This window comes from Vibrio sp. SCSIO 43137 (assembly GCF_028201475.1).
Lineage (GTDB): Bacteria > Pseudomonadota > Gammaproteobacteria > Enterobacterales > Vibrionaceae > Vibrio.
The window spans coordinates 2,329,282-2,346,261 of record NZ_CP116383.1 but is presented as its reverse complement, the minus strand read 5'-3'; the positions used below and the strand labels follow the sequence as shown (position 1 = coordinate 2,346,261).

Here is a 16,980-nt window from a genome sequence, read left to right as displayed (position 1 = left end):
ACTTTTGACGTCACCAAGTACATCGAGAAAACGGGCGATATCTGACAGCTGTTTCATACATATTCACCAATCGAATAAAAACTATTAATAGATTACTCAAAAAGAATATACAGGTAAATCTGTATATCTTGAAACTGTAGATCAGATTTGGTGTTAAAAGTGAGAATTCCCGGATGCTTTATTAATATTCTTTTCAATAAGCCTTTCCACTTCACTGCTTTCAACCATCTGCTTTAGCTTCTGGTTAAATTGTGGGAGATAAGACAGGTACGGTGAATGGTTGGAAAATGTAGCATACTCTTTCTCAGTGTTAACTGGTTTAGGAAGCGCGATGACCTCTACTGAGAGGGAGAATTTCTTTGCCCGTATGAGGGCATTTCGCTCAAATATAATTACGTAGTAACAGTCAATCCGGTTGTCTGACTAAAATGAGCTAAACTTCCGGCGATACTCGCTCGGTGTTGCTCCTTTGTATTGCCGGAATTGCCGGTTAAAGTTTGATTGGTTTTGGTACCCGGCCTGATGGCAGATAACGGTTATGGGCATGTCGGTATTTGCCAGCCATTGTGCCGCATAGCTGAGTCTTATTTTGCGTAATCTCAGGGAGAAGGATTCACCAAAATGCAAGATAAACAGGCGATGCAATGAGCTCTGGCTCATGTTCATATGTTCGGCGGTGCTTTTTAATGATATCTGGCAGTTATAGTTCTGTTCCAGATAGAGAGCAAGCTTATTGATTTTCTTATCTTTATCAAACAGGTCACAAACGAGGCGCTGATTGCTGGAACTAACGGTTGTGGCTGCTTTATCTATGCAGAGTTCGCTCAAAATCTCTATCAACAGAGATAACTGACTGAGCTTAGGGCTATTACAGTCTAACTGCGTCAGCAATTGTCGGACTCTGCCCGTAGTCTCCTGACTAAACTTCAGTCCGTAGGGGACACTAGTCAATCGCTCATTGATCTTTCTGAACTCGGCACAGCTATAAGTCATGTTGGCAATCCAGTCACGACTAAACCAGATGTAATGGCTTTCGCCGGGGGGAAGGTTTGTTGACTGACGAAAATCAAACAGGTGTGCTTGGCTGGGAGGCAGCAGGTACAAGCTTGCCTCTTGCTGCTCCTCTGTATGTTGATTAATGGTTAGTGTGCCGTTTCGAAGTATGTGTAGAGAGAGCTCAAACTCCTGATGGTGGTGCATTGTCCCAGTGTGATTAAGTTCAGTCTCCATTTTATAACGCCAGGACATGCCCGGTCGCAGGGGGATTCTCTCTAATTTGCTCTTCATGGCATCCTGAAAAAAATAAATTAATAACTGACAATATAGTACTGAAATCAACGTTGAAAAACAGAATATGGAAATAAAGTACTGTTTATTGGTGAATTAGTACTAATCGTCAGGTCATTGAAAGCTAATCTGAATAAAGCTGAATGTGTTAATCGGAGAAAAGATGAATAAGAGAATTTTTGATTTTACCAGTGAAGATATCCGGAATGCCGGCAGGGAGCAGATTTTGAATGCCATCGAACGCTCAGAAGGGCGGACGATTATGGCTGAGACCATAGTCACAGCAGTGCCGTCTGTTGATGTAGTTAGTAATGCTGAACTGGCAGCTTGCTTTGGTGCGGATATGATAACCTTGAACTTACTGGACTTAAACAATCCTTTTGCTGTTGTTAATCAACATGATGCTCCTTCCGAGATCTCAATTGAGCATGTCAGGGATTATACGGGACGTCTGCTGGGTTGTAATTTGGAACCTGTGCCTGCAGAGATGGCCGGGCAGGTGAACAGCGGCAGGGTTTTATCACGTCAGACTGTCCGCAGAGCCGTTGATCTTGGCATGAACTATATAATGATTACCGGAAACCCGGGAATGAAAGTCACTCAGCAAACCATTGTTGAAGGCATAAGGGAAGCGCGTAGTGTCTCTGAAGATATTATTATTATTGCCGGAAAAATGCATGGTTCTGGTGTTGGTAATGATTATGACTTGTCGGTTATTTCTCTGTTTAAACAGGCCGGAGCCGATATTGTATTGTTTCCGGCTCCCTATACTACTCCGGGTGTATCACCTGAACTGGCTGCGCGTATGATGGAAGAAGTTCATCGGGTTGGTTTGCTTGGAATGCTGGCGATAGGTACGTCTCAGGAAGGAAGTAGCGAGAGCTACATTGAGCGTGTTGCAATGGAATCGAAAGCAGCGGGTGCCGATATTGTCCATATAGGGGATAGTGGTTATTCTGGTTTAGCGCTGCCTGAAAATATTGTTCGTCTGGGAATCACGTTGCGTGGAAGACGACATCAATATAAGCGGATGGCTAACCGAAGATAGGACCAGTTGGGGGTCTGACTGAAACTCATAAGCGATTTATGAGCAGAGTGAAGAGTTGGCCAATTCCTGCTCTAGCCAGATTTTGGCCTGCTCTACATCCATGAACTCTTTAGTTTTCAGACCGTTGAGATCTTTTATTCGGTTTTTTACTATTGCGGGCATAACAGTGTTTGAGACGACAAAGGCTCTTGCTTTAATGCCATGTTCTACTAACCAGCTATTGTATTTTTCTATTTCCGCAAAACCTTCCGGAGTGACACCATCCAGATCTCTGGCATCGATGATTTCACCAAACGGTTCACCTTTAAATGTTGCAATGGCCTTTTTAAAGGCATTGGTTGCCGCTAGAACATCGTACTCATTGTGCGAACCAACCACTCTGCCAATGATAATATTTCCTTCAATATGAACAGAATAGATACCATGCTCCAGCATAAACACTCCCTTAACTGATTACTCTAATATTAGTACATGAAAAACAGCTAGGGGGATAGTTTTGCTCTTTTCATTGTGATTCGCTGAGACACAGAAAGTGGCTTAGTTGCTGTTGTTGCTGCTGCATTACTTTAAGTTCTGCTTCGGAACATCCGTTGGCTAAGGTAACCCAGTAATCTCCGCTCTCATCGGTTGCGGCATACTCAGCACGAAACTCATATTTTTTAACGCCCAAAAAACCAAGCAGTAGTGTGATTAGCAATACATACGGGCCTGCAATCGGAACAAAAGCCCACGTAGCGGCCGACAACATAAGTGCCAGAGCCAGAATATTTATAAGGTTATCCTTCAGAGTGCGCTTTTTGCATTCAAGTTTTTGAATCCGGTAAAGGGTAAATGAGGTTTTTCTCACTATCAGTTCGTTGTCTGTTATCCGGAAATCTTTTTCAGTAAGCGGTTTTCTAAACAACATATCTCAGGCTCCGGCTTAAAGTGTGAATTGTGGTGAAATGAGTAAATTCACATAATATCAATATGATACAAAATAAGATACTGGTTTTATATTCGGGATTTGATGATTAAAAAAGCCTGCTTAATAAGCAGGCTTTAACGGCGAAGCGGGAGTTATACTTTAAATTGTGAGACAAGCTGTCCTAGTCCTTCTGCAAGGCGGGCGATTTCAGCACTTGAGCTGCTGGTCTGGTTGGCGGCAACAGAGTTCTCTTCCGCCACCTGCTTCACATTGTCCACATTCTTGTTGATCTCTTCAGCAACGGCGCTCTGTTGTTCCGATGCGCTGGCTATCTGCATATTCATATCATTAATAATACTGATGGAGTTTGTGATTGCGTGTAGGGCAGAACTGGCATCCTGTGCTTGTTCCACACATTTGTCTGCTTGATCTTTTCCTTCACCCATCGCTTCAACGGTGAGCCTGGTTCCTTGCTGCAACTGCTCGATTATTCCCTGTATCTCAGAGGTTGAACCTTGCGTCCGTTCCGCCAGTGAACGCACTTCATCGGCCACAACAGCAAAGCCTCTGCCTTGTTCTCCTGCCCGGGCGGCTTCAATAGCGGCATTTAGTGCCAGCAGGTTGGTTTGCTCAGCGATTTCCAGAATGATTTTTAAAATATTGCTAATGTTTTCTACCTGTTGCTGCACTTCATTTAACCTGTCTGAAGATTGGTTTACACTGCCGGAGAGTGAGTTAATAGAGGAGATAGTCTGTTCTACTACTCTGGCTCCGGAACTGGCTTGTTTGTCAGCATCATTGGCGGCGTCAGAGGCTTTAGCCGCGTTATCAGCAACATCATGAACGGTGGTAGACATCTCATTCATGGCGGCAGCGACCATTTCGGTCTCGCTCTCCTGCTGGCTAATTCCTTTGGAAGTCTGCTCTGTCACTACTGCTAACTCTTCTGAAGCGGAAGCCAACTCGCTGCTGGCATTGGAGATGGTGGAGATCATCTGCTTGAGGTTATCTGCTGTGTTTTGCACGGCACTTAGCAGACGACCTGTTTCGTCTTTTCCGGTTACCCCTACATTTACAGAGAGATCGCCTTGCGCCAGTTGGTTGGCTGCATCGACTGCTTTCTGAATCGGCCGTGTAATGGCAACGGTAAGTATATAGGCGAAAATCAAACCCAATACTATTGCTACGACGGCGAGAATAAGAGTCAGCTGAATACTGTTGTCGGTGCTCTGTTTCAGTTCCGGCCCCAGGGTGTCCTGATCATGCATAACCGATAGTTTTACTTCTTCCACCTCTTTAGCAACCTGCGGACCCAATACATCCAGTGTGCCGCTGATAATGGCATTACTCTTAACGATCAGGCCATGGATATCCTTCATTGCCTGCACATAACTTTTATGTGCCGTTTCAAACTGTTCCAGTAGCTTAATTCTGCCCGGGTTCTGCAAATTCTTATGCATATCAGCAATTTCGTTATTCAGGGTGAGCTCCATATTCTGAACGGCCATTTCAAAATCGCCACTCTGGTTGGACTGAAGAAATTTAGCCACAAACAGCCGGCCTACTAACATTTTCTCCTGAACATGAGCGGCGTGATAGGCGGCTTCTGCATCTCCGTCCTGATAGGCAGACTCCAGAATCTTCTCTATGGTCTTTCTCATGGCTTCCCCGTCAGGAACCAGCTGTGACTGAGCAATAATATCTTGCTGGTTAACTAACCCGACCACGTCATCAAAAGCACTCTGATAAGAATTAATTGCCTGTTCAACGGAGTCTATTAATGCTGCTCTTTCCGGTTTATGTATCTCTTGCTTCGCTTGTGCGAGAAAGCTCTCCATTTTTGACAGATAGTCCTGATACTGCTTTAAATCAGTATCGCTTTTAGTGATAAGGAAGTCTTTTACGTTCATCCGGACCATCAGCATATTAGCCTGTAATCTTCCTGATAAATTGGTATCGCGCGCCAGTCCTCTGTAATCTTCTATGCCCTTATCTGCTTTTTGCAGAGCTAATATGCCGACACTTAATACTATGGTGAGAAGTATCAGCACTATGCCGAAACCAAGGCCGATTTTTAAACCTAATCTAATATCCTTATACATAAGTTATACCTTCCGGGCTATATGCTTAACTAAGCAACAAATTACAATTCATAGATTTTTCTTATAGATTCAGCATAGCAATAGCATATGCATTGAGTTTGATTTGCTTCACAAGATTAGAGTAATTAGCCTAACTCACCCTAAAGAGTGATTAGTTTGGTTTTAAATGCCGTTTTTATCTGATTTTCATAGATAACATTTTTGTACGGACTCCGCTTTTATATAACTAAATCAGCTAGCTTCTTCTTTTATAAGCTGGAAGCTTTAGTGAGAAGAGCGCACTATTAGATTTACTGTTCTCCGTATAAGCCGATTACTTTTGAAAAATACTCTTTTTAGAACTGTACTACTGGTTACCTGCGCAATGCTGGCCTTTGCAGGAAATTCCATTCTTGGCAGGTTGGCATTAGCAGAGAGTGCGATTGATCCGGCGGGATATACTCTTATCCGGCTCTTGTCAGGAGCTGTTGCGCTGTTGATTATCTTAAGATTGAACCAGAGTGAGTGGCGTAAGGTTTCTCTAAAGCCAAATAAAACCGATCTGCTTGCCGCATTTATGCTGTTTGGTTATGCGATTTGCTTTTCCTACTCCTATGTCGATATAGCGACAGGTACCGGTGCCTTAATCTTATTTGCTGTGGTGCAGTTCAGCATGATCGGCTTTTACCTGCTGAGTGGTAACAAGATGTTTTTCCGTGAATGGGCAGGCCTTGCGCTCTCCATTGCCGGCTTTGTTTTTCTTATGGGGCCTTCTGCCGTTCGGCCGTTCGGCCGGATCTGCTTGCAGCGGCACTAATGGCTGTTGCTGGCTTATGTTGGGCGATTTTTACTATTCTCGGAAAGCAGCCACAGAACAGAAGTGCTCTGGCGGGAATGTGTATGGCATTTATGCTGGCGGGATTGATAGCGGTGTTATTTACACCATTTGCCTTTGGACAGTTTCAGTTGTCAGCAAAAGGAGTCTGGCTGGCAATAGCGTCAGGAGCAGTGACTTCTGCAATGGGGTATGCCATCTGGTATTCGGTTCTTCCCGGCCTGACAATGCTGAGTGCGTCTGTCGTTCAGTTATCGGTTCCGGCTCTGGCCGGACTGGGAGGCTGGCTTTTTATGAGAGAGAGTATTTCTCTGTCAGAAGCTGTGGCAACACTACTGATATTGGCCGGAATTGCCTTGGTATTTGTGGCAAGAAAGCAGCCCTAGGCTTTGTACTTATGCAGCAGATGCTGAGGAATATGACAGTAATCATCGGGGCAGCGGGTCAGTCTGTCCTGATGTTCATCATCACTTCTGACATAGTTTGATAAAGGCAGGACTTCAACAACCACCTTGTCTGCATCGGGCCTGTTGCCGATATATTCTTTCGCCTGATCAAGGTGATGTTTAAGATTGCTATAAATGCCGGTACGGTACTTTTCCCCGATATCGTCACCCTGTTTGTTAACACTATAGGGATCAATAATTTCAAAAAAATAGTCCAGCAGTTGTTTCAGTGGCAGCTGGTCGCTATCAAACTCTGTACGCACACATTCAGTGTAGCCGTCGTAATCTGATTTAGTATTCTCTGAACTACCGTTGGCGCGGCCGGCCTGAGTTGCAATCACTCCGGGCAGGTGACGGATATACTCTTGTACACCCCACAGGCACCCGCCGGCCAGATAGATGGTTTCACTATTTGATGATCTTTTCATATTTAAGCTTGAAGGTGGTTTAGCAGTGAGTCCAGCAGCGACAGATCCAGTTCTGAATCAGCAGGAATTTGGGCAAAGTCCTCATAATCATTGCCAACGACATCAAACGCCATTAATTCCAGAGCTTGCTGATCGTATTCCGGGTGAGTTGAGCAGAGTAGCCATTTTCCGTCACCATGATTACCACTGACAATAGCCGCCGGCTTATCAGCCACCTCAGAGTAACGGGCTAATACCTGATATCCAGAGTTGACTGAAGCGTGAAAAGTACAGCCGCCGATATAGAGAGAACGGCTTTGCTGACCATTGATATCTAAGGCCACCAGACGGGGACGGGTGCAATTGTAGTTATCACCTTTGCCGAAGGTTTCAACCGGCCCCTGTGCTATGCCGGGAAAGAAAGCCAGTTCGTTTTCCGTGATAATTTCATGAGCTTGCCCCTTAGCCCATTCCGTTTGTTCGCAGGCCATATAGGCTCCGGCGCAGATACCCAGATAACGCCCTCCGTTGGCGACGTACTGTTTGATCAACTGGTTTGCTTTGCCGTTCAGCTTGGCGGCTTTATATCGGCTGGCACCGCCCGGCATAACAAATAGGTCAATGTCAGCGGTTAAAGCACCATCGAGAATCTCTGCTGAGTTAACAAAATAAATACCCTTTTTTCCGCGCAGACGGCCAAGTGCATAGTAAAGAATATGGTTGGCCGAGACATTGTCGGAATAGATAAGAATATTCATTTTCGCTCCGTGTGAGATTACTTTGCCCGTGACAGCAGGCTGGCCGGACGGGCTTTAGCAATGGCAGATGTCAGCAGACCGGCAATAACCGCTTTAATAATGTCACCGGGAATAAAGGCGGTAACCAGTGCGGCAGATTCCAATAGCGTTTTCTTCAGCACAATAGACATACCGACAATACCGAATGCATACATAACCAGTATACAACCAATCACGGATGCGACTGCCGCAACCAGTGCCAGAGAACCTTTACGCCATTTTTCAACAATCAGGCCGGTAACAAAAGCAGACACAGGCCAGCCGATAAGGAAGCCACCTGAGGCCGATACAAACAGGCCAAGGCCGCCGCGACCGCCGGACAATAGTGGTAGCCCGATCGCTACTAACAGTAAAAATAGCAGTACCGCCAGACCACCACGACGGGCACCCAAAATAGTACCGCACAGCATAACCCCAAGGCTTTGCGCTGTGATCGGTACACCAAAGGCCAGTGTAATTTTAGGTACCAGCCCCAGTGCGGCAATCAGGGCTGCAAACAGGGCCGTGTAGGCAATATTTTTTTCCATTTCTTAATCATTCTCCGTGTTAATAATTCCGCCGCGGGCTTTCAGGGCTTCAGCAACGTGGTCGGCATCGTCGAGTGCCAGAACCGTAAAAGGTAAAATAATTCTCCAGCCGGCACGGCGGTTAGAGCGGGCACGCCATGCCCATGACAGGCTGCTGCCTTTGGCGACCAGTACCGGCGTCATCCTGATCACCAGTGCGATAGCAAGTTCCAGTGCGCGGGTGTTAAGCCCGAGTCGCTGGAGTGGACGGGTAATAAAATGAACCACATCAATCATGTCAGAAAGGCGGGTAGTCATGGTAACCAGATTGGCCAGACCTACCGCTGATATCATTCGTACAATAATAGTAGCCCCTTGTTCTGCTTCCCCTGTCCAGAGGTGCCAGACAGCCACTATAGCGATAAAGGGCCAGAGTATTTTCAGATGCTGAAAGCCGCATTTAAAGAAGGCTTTACCCGGCAGGGCGTACAGAGCTATTACACTGGCCAGAAACAGGCTATGGAAAATCAGGTTATCGGTAAAAAACAGCCCCAGTGTGGTAACACATAACAGGGTGAGTTTCAGTCCGGCGCTCCAATGGTGCGCTTTTGTCTCAACCGGCGAGGTCAGAGATATCATCGCTCTCTCCGATTTTATGCATCTGCTCCAGATATTCCGGCATTACTTCTTCAGCTGTACCTAAAGCGGCAACTTGTCCGTCTTCCAGCCAGAGCAGCTGGTGGTAATGTTGTAGATCAGCAGGATCATGGCTGATATGGATTAAAGTACCGGGGAATCTTTCCAGATAGCGCTGTAACTGTTTTTTAGTCGGAATATCCAGACCGGCAAAAGGCTCGTCCAGAATAATCAGGTTGGGTTGCATAGCAACGACAGCCATCAGGCAGACCAGATGTTTTTGTCCCTGAGACAGAGCTGAAGTGTGAACATCTCTCCAGTGGCTTTTACCAAATGTTTCCAGCGTGTTCAGGGCATTTTGCTCTGCGACCGGTTTCTTCTGTCCAAGTTGACGCAACCCGAATACCACCTCTTCCAGCACGGTGGGGAAAATGATTTGATGATCCGGGTTTTGGAACAGCAGCCCTATCTCTTTCAGTGCGGCTTTACGATCTTTAAAGGGATTGATTCCTGCTACTTCAAGCTTACCGGACTCAACTTCAATCAGTCCGGATAAAGCACGCGACAGGGTCGACTTCCCCGAACCGTTACGGCCAATAACACCAAGGCGTCTGGTGTTGGTTTGCAGTGAGAGGTTATCGAGTACCCGCTTGCCCTGAATATCCAGACAGACATTGTCTAACCAGATTGTGGTTGCGTTACTGTCCGCTAAGGGCTGTTGCTGTTTTAGTTGATTCATAATAGGGCTGACATCTGAATTTGTGCTGCATACTATCAAGTTGAAATTGTAGGGTAAACCACAAGTAAATAAGGGAATTGGCCAATGTTTCCTGCCCACACGGTTAATCACATACAACCGCTACCTTTTGAGAGCATAGAGAGTCTCCCGGATTTGGATGATCAATCAATTTTATCGGAGAGTGATACAGCTCGCTTAAACGAGCTTCATCCAATAACAACTCAGCATTACCTTCAAAGGCAATGGTTCCTTGTTTCAGCGCTATCACATGGCTGGCGTATCTGAGCGCCAGATTAAGATCATGCAGAATAACGATAATGCCAACGCCCTCATCACGGTTAAGCTGCGACAGTAGCTGCATAATCTGAAATTGATGGTGTACATCCAGAGCCGAGGTCGGTTCATCCAGAACCAAAATCGGGGACTGCTGAGCGAGTAACATGGAAATCCATGCCCTTTGCCGTTCTCCGCCTGATAGCTGATCGGCCAGTTTATCGGCAAAAGGGGTTATTTGGGTTTTTGCCATGGCATCGTCAATGACGGAGTTATCTTCCCTGTTCCATCTGCCCAGTGCCCCGCGCCATGGAAAGCGACCAAGCCGGACAAGCTCCCTGACGGTAAGTCCGGCAGAGACAGGCAGTTTTTGCGGAAGATAGGCAAGCTGTTTTGCCAGTTGCTTTGGCCTGTAATCAGACAGAGTATTCCCGTTCAGAGTAATAGTTCCCTTATCCGCTTGTGTTTGTCCTGACAGCAAGTTAACCAGAGTAGATTTTCCGGAGCCGTTATGGCCTAGAATAACCGTAAAACCGTCTGTCGGAATGTTCAGCCTATCTATGGAAAGAATGTCTCTTTCGTCGCGTACAATGTTTATATTTCTTAGTTCAAACATACACTTATTCATATTCTTTAGGATGCGTTAGCAGGGCGTGCTTTGAGCAGCAGGTAGATAAAGTAGCTACCACCGATAACGGAGACCAGAGTACCGGCAGAAAGCTGAGCGGGATAAACCAGAATTTGTCCCAGCCAGTCAGCGAACAGCATCAGTATCGCTCCGAGAAATACTGACATGGTGATTTGCTGCTTAACCAGTCGTGCACCCAGCATAACGGCGATATGGGGAGCCAGCAGACCAACAAAAGCGACAGGTCCCATTGTGGCTGTCACCGTAGCGCAGAGCACAGCAACAATAGAGAGCAAAAATGTATAAGCAACGGGCAGATTCAGCCCTCTGGCAATGGCGAACTGATGACCGGTTGCGATGAGCGTCACCCACCGGTTTAGCAGCAGGGCTATTGAGACACAAAGGGAAATAACGACAACAAGTGTCAATGCTGAGCTCGCGTCTGCCCGGTAGGTTGAACCTGATAGCCAACTCAGAAGCTGGTATTTTTCATCACCCATCCGGGTCAGGGAAAACTGAACCAGTGCATCCAGAATGGCGGTTAACGAAATACCTGTCAGGATAAGCATCGATGGCGCGAAGCGGTGTTTTCTCCCCAGCAATAGCAATACCGCCAGAGTAATCGTGCTACCAGTGATTGCCAGCCATGGACTGGCCTGATGAATGGAGTGACCCATAAAAAGACTGCCTGCAATCAGCGCCAGAACTGCCCCTGCTGAAACCCCCAGAATATCGGGGCTGGCAAGGGGGTTATAAACCAGCCTTTGCAGTACAACACCGGCCACGGAAAGGCCAGCTCCCGCGAATATTGCGGTGACTATTCTGGGGTATTTCAGGGACCACTCAAACTGATCAGGTAAAACAAAATAACCGCTATCCGATGATGGTTGTGAGAACAGAGTCAGAGCAATCAGGGCGACAGCGGATGTAGCCATGACGGGGTAAGTCCATTTGCTGATTTGGTCTGTGCCTTTGGGTAGGGTAAAAAATAGCTGATCCTGAGCCTGTATCTGTTTGCGGGCGATAATAATCAGCGCAGGTGCGCCGATTAAAGCCGTTGCTGTCCCGGTTGGGATCATATCCAGCGACCATTGCCCAACAACAGTCGCAATCGTATCGGTAAAACAGAGTAGGGCAGCGCCCAGAACGGAAGACGCATAAAGCTCCTGACCGGACTTTATAAAGCCAAGATAGCGGGCAATATTTGGGGCAATAAGGGCGATAAAGCTGATAACGCCGACTGAAGTAATAGAGGCGGAAACCAACCAGATACCGGCACAGAACAGAAGCGAAAAAGTCGTACCGAGGTTGAGCCCTCTTGCTCTGGCAGCATCGGAACCTATGCTAAGTAAAGTTAACACCCGCGGAGCAAGTAACCATATAGCCACAATGGGAAGTAATTTGGGCATCAGCCAGATCACCTGTTGCCAGCCGTTTTGTCCCAGATCGCCGGCTCCCCAGATAAACAGATTTTCAGCATACCTGTCATTTAGCAGAATTATAGCCGTTGCGATCGCTCCCAGAAGAAGATTGATAGCCATTCCCGCCAGAATAACGGGAAGACCGTTTAAGTTGCGTATACCAACGATAGAAATAACGATGCCCATAGCAAACAGAGCACCCAGCATGGCAGTAATCAATGAATAACCAGCCACTAATCCGGGAGCGATTAGGTTGAGCAGAACCAGCCCAAGCCATGCACCGGAAGAGGTGCCCAGAGTAAGGGGAGAGATCATGCGGTTCTGAGTCAGTTGCTGAAACAAGCTACCGCAGCAACCCAGAGTAGCGCCGACCAGCAGCGCCATAGCAAGGCGTGGCAGAGTGATTTCCCGCAAGGCGATCGCTTCAAAGGCTTCACTGTTTACAAACCCCTGTTGCCGGATAATGGCAAGCAGTTCGCTGACAGAACCGATCTGTATCTGGTTAAACCATAAGTGAGTAAGGGCAGCAAATATCACGGCCGCCCATAATATAGACCAGCGTGAAGCCATTACTTTTCTGCCAGTTCCAACATGGCTTCAGCTAATGCTTCACCGTTGTACAAGATGGACATGGCCCCGCCGTAACTCCAGCTTGGTGCTACAGAGTTCACTCTTTTTGCCTTTACAAACGGCATACTATTCCATGCAGCCAGCTTCTTAAGTTTTTTGGTGTAAGGGAAAGGTTCAAAATAAAGAGCTACACCATCACCTATTTTACTGAGCTTAGTAATGCGCTGCTGAGAAATACCCCACTGTGTTACCGGCTGAGGCATGGCGTTTTTTAAGCCTAGCTTTTCCAGCGCATATTGAGGTATAGAATTGTCGCCATAGAGATAGACTGAACTGGTACTGGCAAAGCGGAAAGAAGTCACTTCCGGACGGCCATCCGGATAAGCTTTGTCCAGCAGCTTGTTCAGTTCTGCAAAACGGCTTTCCATCTGGCTCAGTTTCTCTTCTGCTACCGCTTCTCTGCCCAGAGCCTGACCTATGCGTCTGAAGTTTTCCATCGCGGCTTCAGCATTATTATGGTCTTCACTGTAAGTCTGGTAGTAAAGTACCGGGGCAATATCAGACAGGCGTTTTTCAAGATCTTTCTGCGGAGAAGCGATTAGGATTACATCCGGGTTCAGTTTGCGTAATGCAGAAAAATTTGGTTCCGTACGTGTACCGATATCTTTTGCTCCCTCAGGGATTGCCGGCTGCACAACCCATTCGTTATATCCTTTAATATCCGGAACGGCAACGGGAGTGATACCCAGTTCGATAACCTGTTCGGCGATATCCCAGTTGAGCGCAGCGACACGCTGCGGGATCTCAGCCAATATTTTTTCTCCGTCACTGTCCTGAATTCTATGTTTAGCGTAGGCGGAAGTTGAGAGCAGTACTGCCAAAGCTGCAGAGGCGATAAACAGCGGTAAGGCTTTAAGTTTAATGGTTGAAAACATCAATGGTCTTCCTTGTTCTCTGGTGATTTATCAGTTTTTTTAAATGACAAAAGCAGCCTCAAAATGAGGCTGCCTTAATGAGACACAACTCGCTATCAGAACTCGTACTTCACGTTAAATTCGATAGTTTGTTCCTGTCCGTACCAGCAGTGGCTTTCGTTCCAGCAGGTGTAATACTCTTTGTTAAACAGGTTGTTAGCGATAAGGTTGGCGGAAGCGCCGCTTAGCTGGCTGTCCACCTGACCAAGATCGTAACTGACTGAAGCATCAACCAGGGTATAAGAGGAGATCTTACCGTTATTCTTGTCGGAACTGTTGTTCTTAACGGTTTCACCAACATAGCGCACCCCGGTACCGATTTTCAGGCCGCTGGCTGCGCCCTGATGGAAAGCGTAATTCGCCCAGAGGCTGGCCGTGTGGTCAGGTACAAATACCGGTGTTTCGCCGATATTGGTTTTGTTCTGATCTTCAGTGATCTCCATATCCGTGTAGGTATAGTTTGCCTTCAGATCAAGATTGTCGTTGATTATGGCACGGCCTTCTAACTCAATACCCTGAGAGCGGACTTCACCAACGGCACGGTAGGGAGAAGCACCGTCCGGACGAACACCAAGGTTCTTTTTCTTAATCTGGAACAGGGAGGCAGTACCGGCCAATGCTCCGTCGAAGGATTCATACTTAACACCCAACTCGATTTGTTCGCCAGTTTCCGGATCTAAGTTTTTGCCTTGTGCGTCCAGCTTGGCGTTTGGTTCAAAGCTGGTGGCAAAGTTAGCAAATGGTGCAAGACCGTTATCGAATTTGTACAAGGCACCCAGACGGTAAGATAACTTGTTATCTCTGTTTTTCGCTTCTTTTGCCGCGCCGCCACCCACTGAGGTGTCGGTTTTGGTTCTGACCGAGTCAAAGCGTCCGCCGGCGATAAATACCCAGTTGTCCATCAGGATCTGATCCTGAAAATAACCTCCGAACTGAGACATTGTCACATCAACACTCTGGAAATAGGTTTTGGTAAAACCGGCAGGGTTGAGTTTGTTGTTATTCGGATTGTATAGGTTAACGCTGGCGACACCACCAAAGGCATCATAGTCTGCCGTCCCTTCAATAGAGCGGTAGTCCAATCCGAACAGAAGGTAATGCTCTAAATCTCCTGTCTGTACAAATCCGGAGATTTGGTTATCAACACTGATGCCCTTTGAATCTTCCTTGGTTGTGTATGCTGTTCTGGATAGTTCGCCGCTGGTGGCATTAAATGCTCCGCTGGCTGTACTTTTCTGATCAAGATCGGCTTTCATGTAGCGGAAATTCTGCAGGAATGCCCAGTCACTGTTGAACTCGTGATTGAACTTATAGCCTGCGATCAGGAAATCTCTCTCAATGGCGTTAAAATTTTTGTCACCGGAGAAAGTGGAAGGTGAGACCTTGCCTGATTTAATGGCTGCCAATGGTAAGGTGACGTTTTGTCCCAGTTCAGGGTCTTTCTGATAGTAGAGATTAAAGTTTACAAAAGTTTTATCAGACACATACCAGTCAACAGATGGTGCGATAAGAAAACGCTCTTCTTTGACTTCATCGACATGGGTATCTTTAACCCGCCCCAGTGCAATCAGGCGATAAGCGACATTGTCAGCCAGCGCACCGGTTGTATCGATAGACGCTTCCCTGAGATTTCCGCTGCCTGTCGCCAGCCCAAGTTTAGTCGCTTGTTCCAGCTGCGGTGATTTGGCAATAATGTTGACCATTCCGCCCGGAGGCATGGTGCCATACAGAACAGAAGTCGGGCCTTTAAAGATTTCCAGACGCTCCATCGCTATTGGATCGATCTGAGGCACCACGTTCCATCCCGGAAGGGCTGGTAACATCAGACCATCGTAGTAGTTATTGGCAGAGCTGAAACCACGAATGTTAATCCAGTCGGAAAGTACAACAGCACCACCTTTGTTTTCTGTAGAGACACCCGGAGCATAACGCAACGCCTGCATAACGGATTTAACTCCGCGTTGCTCAAGTTGTTCACTGTCAATAATATTAAGCGTTTGCGGAGTTTCACCCGGCTCAAGAACCGTTTTAGTGGCTGTGTTGCGGTAAGTTTTGCCCAGAACCGTAACAGTTTCTATTTCTGAATTTCCGGACTGAGAGGTATCCTCTGCGAGAGCGGGAAGTGAAAATGCAGCCAGTAAGGCCAGAGTCAGAGCCGACGGCTTAAAGTTGGTATTAGTGTCCATGTGTTCCTCAGTACCTATGTTTTCCACAAATGCGAATAAATATCATTTGCATTATATAGGCATGGAGACACAGAAAGTTAACAATTTGGTGCAACTCTTTCTGATTGAACAAATAATGACCAGATCAGGGGGCAGCCTGCCAGCATTCCCCGCTTGCTGTCGGGAAAAGTTAACTGGCTTTGGTGATTGGAATCCAATACTCCATGGTCGCTTGCTCTGAACTTGACTGATAGCCGGGCGGGTAAACTTCCAGCTCATAACCATCCTTACCACGATAGCCAGAGTCAGGCAGCCAGTTAAGAATAAACCATTGCAAGGTGGCAGGCAGATGTTGAATTTGTCCTTTATGAGTGACTACAGCATAGGTCTGAGCCGGAACGGTAAGAAGCTCAAATTTATCAGAAATAAGGCTCGGTAGCAGAGGAAGATCAATCTTCTGATTCAGTTCCACGCCAGCCCAGTAGGTTATATTGCTGCCATCAAATTCTGCATTGGTAACGTCGATCACACCGATAGCTCCGGAAACATCTGCGTGTTCAGTTGGTGTTTGTTGCTCAAGTTGATGCCAGAGCTGGGGTACTTTTGCAGAAAAATCTGGTGACAGGGAAAACAGGCCGTTAATTTGTGTGTTTAACCCTTTAACGATAAATGAGTCACGGCTATCGATGCGTACGGAAACAAAGTTAGCACTATTGCGGGAAGTGATGGCGGTTATATGCGAAATCTCAATGGGCTTTTTCAGGCCAACTCTTTGCGCTCTTTTTCTGTACTGGCCGGGGCTGACCCCGAAAACCTGTTTAAATGCGCGGCTAAAGCTGACTTCAGAGTTAAAACCGAGATCCAGTGAGATATCAATGATCCGCTCTTTAGAGTCAAGTAGTCGCTCAGCGGCAACGCTAAGCTTTAGATCCCTCACATAGTTTGCAACGGTCAGCCCGGTTTCAGACTGGAACACCCGTTGTAACTGCCAGCGTGACCAGCAGCTCTGCTCAGCAATCTCCTCTAAGGACAGTTGGGCATTGAGGTTGGAATGTATATAGCTGAGTACCTTGCTGATACGTTCAAAAGCAGGTGAGTTCTGAGTGTTAGACTGGCCGTTTTCCATAACCTGAAATCATCAATAAGAGAGCTGGAGTTATTTGTATCATTAGTCGCTGGTTTGGTCACGCGATTGTTGTCAGCAAAGATTGCACCAATTTGCTTGGTTTCTCTGGTGTCAGTTAGGTATGCTGTTCGGTA

17 protein-coding genes are annotated in these 16,980 nt (G+C 46.8%); 3 read left to right on the top strand and 14 right to left on the bottom strand.

The features are described 5' to 3' along the window. Positions 1 to 423: 423 nt before the first annotated feature. A complete protein-coding gene (locus PK654_RS10955) occupies positions 424 to 1,287 on the bottom strand; it encodes an AraC family transcriptional regulator (RefSeq protein WP_271695831.1) in 864 nt (287 codons plus the stop codon). Positions 1,288 to 1,450: 163 nt separating this feature from the next. Between PK654_RS10955 and PK654_RS10950 the strand changes: the two genes are divergently transcribed. Further along, positions 1,451 to 2,335 carry a DUF7916 family protein gene (locus tag PK654_RS10950; protein WP_271695830.1) on the top strand — a complete coding sequence of 295 codons (885 nt, stop codon included), beginning with the start codon at positions 1,451 to 1,453 and terminating at the stop codon, positions 2,333 to 2,335. Between the two features lie 36 nt (positions 2,336 to 2,371). Here the strand turns inward: PK654_RS10950 and PK654_RS10945 are convergent, their stop codons facing one another. The 3 genes from PK654_RS10945 to PK654_RS10935 all read right to left on the bottom strand — a co-directional run bounded on the left by PK654_RS10945 (position 2,372) and on the right by PK654_RS10935 (position 5,344). Then, complete coding sequence (locus PK654_RS10945; RefSeq protein WP_271695829.1) at positions 2,372 to 2,770, bottom strand: hypothetical protein; 399 nt, start codon at positions 2,768 to 2,770, stop codon at positions 2,372 to 2,374. A 70-nt stretch (positions 2,771 to 2,840) separates the two neighbouring features. After that, entirely contained in the window at positions 2,841 to 3,242 is a 402-nt protein-coding gene (locus tag PK654_RS10940; protein ID WP_271695828.1) for a hypothetical protein, read from the bottom strand. 152 nt (positions 3,243 to 3,394) lie between these two features. Then, positions 3,395 to 5,344 (bottom strand): HAMP domain-containing methyl-accepting chemotaxis protein, encoded by a 1,950-nt coding sequence (locus PK654_RS10935; RefSeq protein ID WP_271695827.1) that lies wholly within the window; start codon positions 5,342 to 5,344, stop codon positions 3,395 to 3,397. 319 nt (positions 5,345 to 5,663) lie between these two features. Between PK654_RS10935 and PK654_RS10930 the strand changes: the two genes are divergently transcribed. Both PK654_RS10930 and PK654_RS10925 read left to right on the top strand, forming a co-directional pair. After that, complete coding sequence (locus tag PK654_RS10930; protein WP_271695826.1) at positions 5,664 to 6,140, top strand: EamA family transporter; 477 nt, start codon at positions 5,664 to 5,666, stop codon at positions 6,138 to 6,140. Further along, entirely contained in the window at positions 6,140 to 6,544 is a 405-nt protein-coding gene (locus PK654_RS10925; protein ID WP_271695825.1) for an EamA family transporter, read from the top strand. Before PK654_RS10930 ends, PK654_RS10925 begins: the two co-directional genes overlap by 1 nt. On the opposite strand, the gene PK654_RS10920 is transcribed toward PK654_RS10925, so the two are convergent. The 10 genes from PK654_RS10920 to PK654_RS10875 form a co-directional block, all read right to left on the bottom strand. Continuing rightward, the gene (locus PK654_RS10920) at positions 6,541 to 7,032 is read right to left on the bottom strand and encodes a peptide-methionine (S)-S-oxide reductase (protein WP_271695824.1); all 492 of its coding nucleotides are present in this window, start codon (positions 7,030 to 7,032) and stop codon (positions 6,541 to 6,543) included. The genes PK654_RS10925 and PK654_RS10920 overlap by 4 nt on opposite strands. 2 nt (positions 7,033 to 7,034) lie before the next feature. Further along, positions 7,035 to 7,769 carry a BPL-N domain-containing protein gene (locus tag PK654_RS10915; protein ID WP_271695823.1) on the bottom strand — a complete coding sequence of 245 codons (735 nt, stop codon included), beginning with the start codon at positions 7,767 to 7,769 and terminating at the stop codon, positions 7,035 to 7,037. 17 nt (positions 7,770 to 7,786) lie between these two features. After that, complete coding sequence (locus PK654_RS10910; protein WP_271695822.1) at positions 7,787 to 8,335, bottom strand: biotin transporter BioY; 549 nt, start codon at positions 8,333 to 8,335, stop codon at positions 7,787 to 7,789. A gap of 3 nt (positions 8,336 to 8,338) precedes the next feature. Beyond that, positions 8,339 to 8,953, bottom strand: coding sequence for an energy-coupling factor transporter transmembrane component T family protein (locus PK654_RS10905; RefSeq protein ID WP_271695821.1), 615 nt, complete (start codon positions 8,951 to 8,953; stop codon positions 8,339 to 8,341). Then, positions 8,928 to 9,689 (bottom strand): energy-coupling factor ABC transporter ATP-binding protein, encoded by a 762-nt coding sequence (locus PK654_RS10900; RefSeq protein ID WP_271695820.1) that lies wholly within the window; start codon positions 9,687 to 9,689, stop codon positions 8,928 to 8,930. The genes PK654_RS10905 and PK654_RS10900 overlap by 26 nt, the downstream gene beginning before the upstream one ends. A 103-nt stretch (positions 9,690 to 9,792) precedes the next feature. Further along, the gene (locus PK654_RS10895) at positions 9,793 to 10,578 is read right to left on the bottom strand and encodes an ABC transporter ATP-binding protein (protein ID WP_271695819.1); all 786 of its coding nucleotides are present in this window, start codon (positions 10,576 to 10,578) and stop codon (positions 9,793 to 9,795) included. Between the two features lie 17 nt (positions 10,579 to 10,595). Further along, complete coding sequence (fhuB, locus tag PK654_RS10890) at positions 10,596 to 12,581, bottom strand: Fe(3+)-hydroxamate ABC transporter permease FhuB (protein ID WP_271695818.1); 1,986 nt, start codon at positions 12,579 to 12,581, stop codon at positions 10,596 to 10,598. After that, positions 12,581 to 13,516: an iron-siderophore ABC transporter substrate-binding protein gene (locus PK654_RS10885; protein ID WP_271695817.1), complete on the bottom strand. Its 936-nt coding sequence runs from the start codon at positions 13,514 to 13,516 to the stop codon at positions 12,581 to 12,583. The genes fhuB and PK654_RS10885 overlap by 1 nt, the downstream gene beginning before the upstream one ends. Before the next feature lie 95 nt (positions 13,517 to 13,611). Then, on the bottom strand, positions 13,612 to 15,741 hold the full coding sequence (locus PK654_RS10880; protein ID WP_271695816.1) for a TonB-dependent siderophore receptor: 2,130 nt from the start codon (positions 15,739 to 15,741) through the stop codon (positions 13,612 to 13,614). 169 nt (positions 15,742 to 15,910) lie between these two features. After that, positions 15,911 to 16,846 carry an AraC family transcriptional regulator gene (locus PK654_RS10875; RefSeq protein ID WP_271695815.1) on the bottom strand — a complete coding sequence of 312 codons (936 nt, stop codon included), beginning with the start codon at positions 16,844 to 16,846 and terminating at the stop codon, positions 15,911 to 15,913. Positions 16,847 to 16,980: the final 134 nt, after the last annotated feature.

Bases quoted from the DNA above. Each gene is read 5' to 3' on its own strand.
- PK654_RS10955 (WP_271695831.1), bottom strand. From the start codon at position 1,287: ATGAAGAGCAAATTAGAGAGAATCCCCCTGCGACCGGGCATGTCCTGG.
- PK654_RS10950 (WP_271695830.1), top strand. From the start codon at position 1,451: ATGAATAAGAGAATTTTTGATTTTACCAGTGAAGATATCCGGAATGCC.
- PK654_RS10945 (WP_271695829.1), bottom strand. From the start codon at position 2,770: ATGCTGGAGCATGGTATCTATTCTGTTCATATTGAAGGAAATATTATC.
- PK654_RS10940 (WP_271695828.1), bottom strand. From the start codon at position 3,242: ATGTTGTTTAGAAAACCGCTTACTGAAAAAGATTTCCGGATAACAGAC.
- PK654_RS10935 (WP_271695827.1), bottom strand. From the start codon at position 5,344: ATGTATAAGGATATTAGATTAGGTTTAAAAATCGGCCTTGGTTTCGGC.
- PK654_RS10925 (WP_271695825.1), top strand. From the start codon at position 6,140: ATGGCTGTTGCTGGCTTATGTTGGGCGATTTTTACTATTCTCGGAAAG.
- PK654_RS10920 (WP_271695824.1), bottom strand. From the start codon at position 7,032: ATGAAAAGATCATCAAATAGTGAAACCATCTATCTGGCCGGCGGGTGC.
- PK654_RS10915 (WP_271695823.1), bottom strand. From the start codon at position 7,769: ATGAATATTCTTATCTATTCCGACAATGTCTCGGCCAACCATATTCTT.
- PK654_RS10910 (WP_271695822.1), bottom strand. From the start codon at position 8,335: ATGGAAAAAAATATTGCCTACACGGCCCTGTTTGCAGCCCTGATTGCC.
- PK654_RS10905 (WP_271695821.1), bottom strand. From the start codon at position 8,953: ATGATATCTCTGACCTCGCCGGTTGAGACAAAAGCGCACCATTGGAGC.
- PK654_RS10900 (WP_271695820.1), bottom strand. From the start codon at position 9,689: ATGAATCAACTAAAACAGCAACAGCCCTTAGCGGACAGTAACGCAACC.
- PK654_RS10895 (WP_271695819.1), bottom strand. From the start codon at position 10,578: ATGTTTGAACTAAGAAATATAAACATTGTACGCGACGAAAGAGACATT.
- fhuB (WP_271695818.1), bottom strand. From the start codon at position 12,581: ATGGCTTCACGCTGGTCTATATTATGGGCGGCCGTGATATTTGCTGCC.
- PK654_RS10885 (WP_271695817.1), bottom strand. From the start codon at position 13,516: ATGTTTTCAACCATTAAACTTAAAGCCTTACCGCTGTTTATCGCCTCT.
- PK654_RS10880 (WP_271695816.1), bottom strand. From the start codon at position 15,741: ATGGACACTAATACCAACTTTAAGCCGTCGGCTCTGACTCTGGCCTTA.
- PK654_RS10875 (WP_271695815.1), bottom strand. From the start codon at position 16,846: ATGGAAAACGGCCAGTCTAACACTCAGAACTCACCTGCTTTTGAACGT.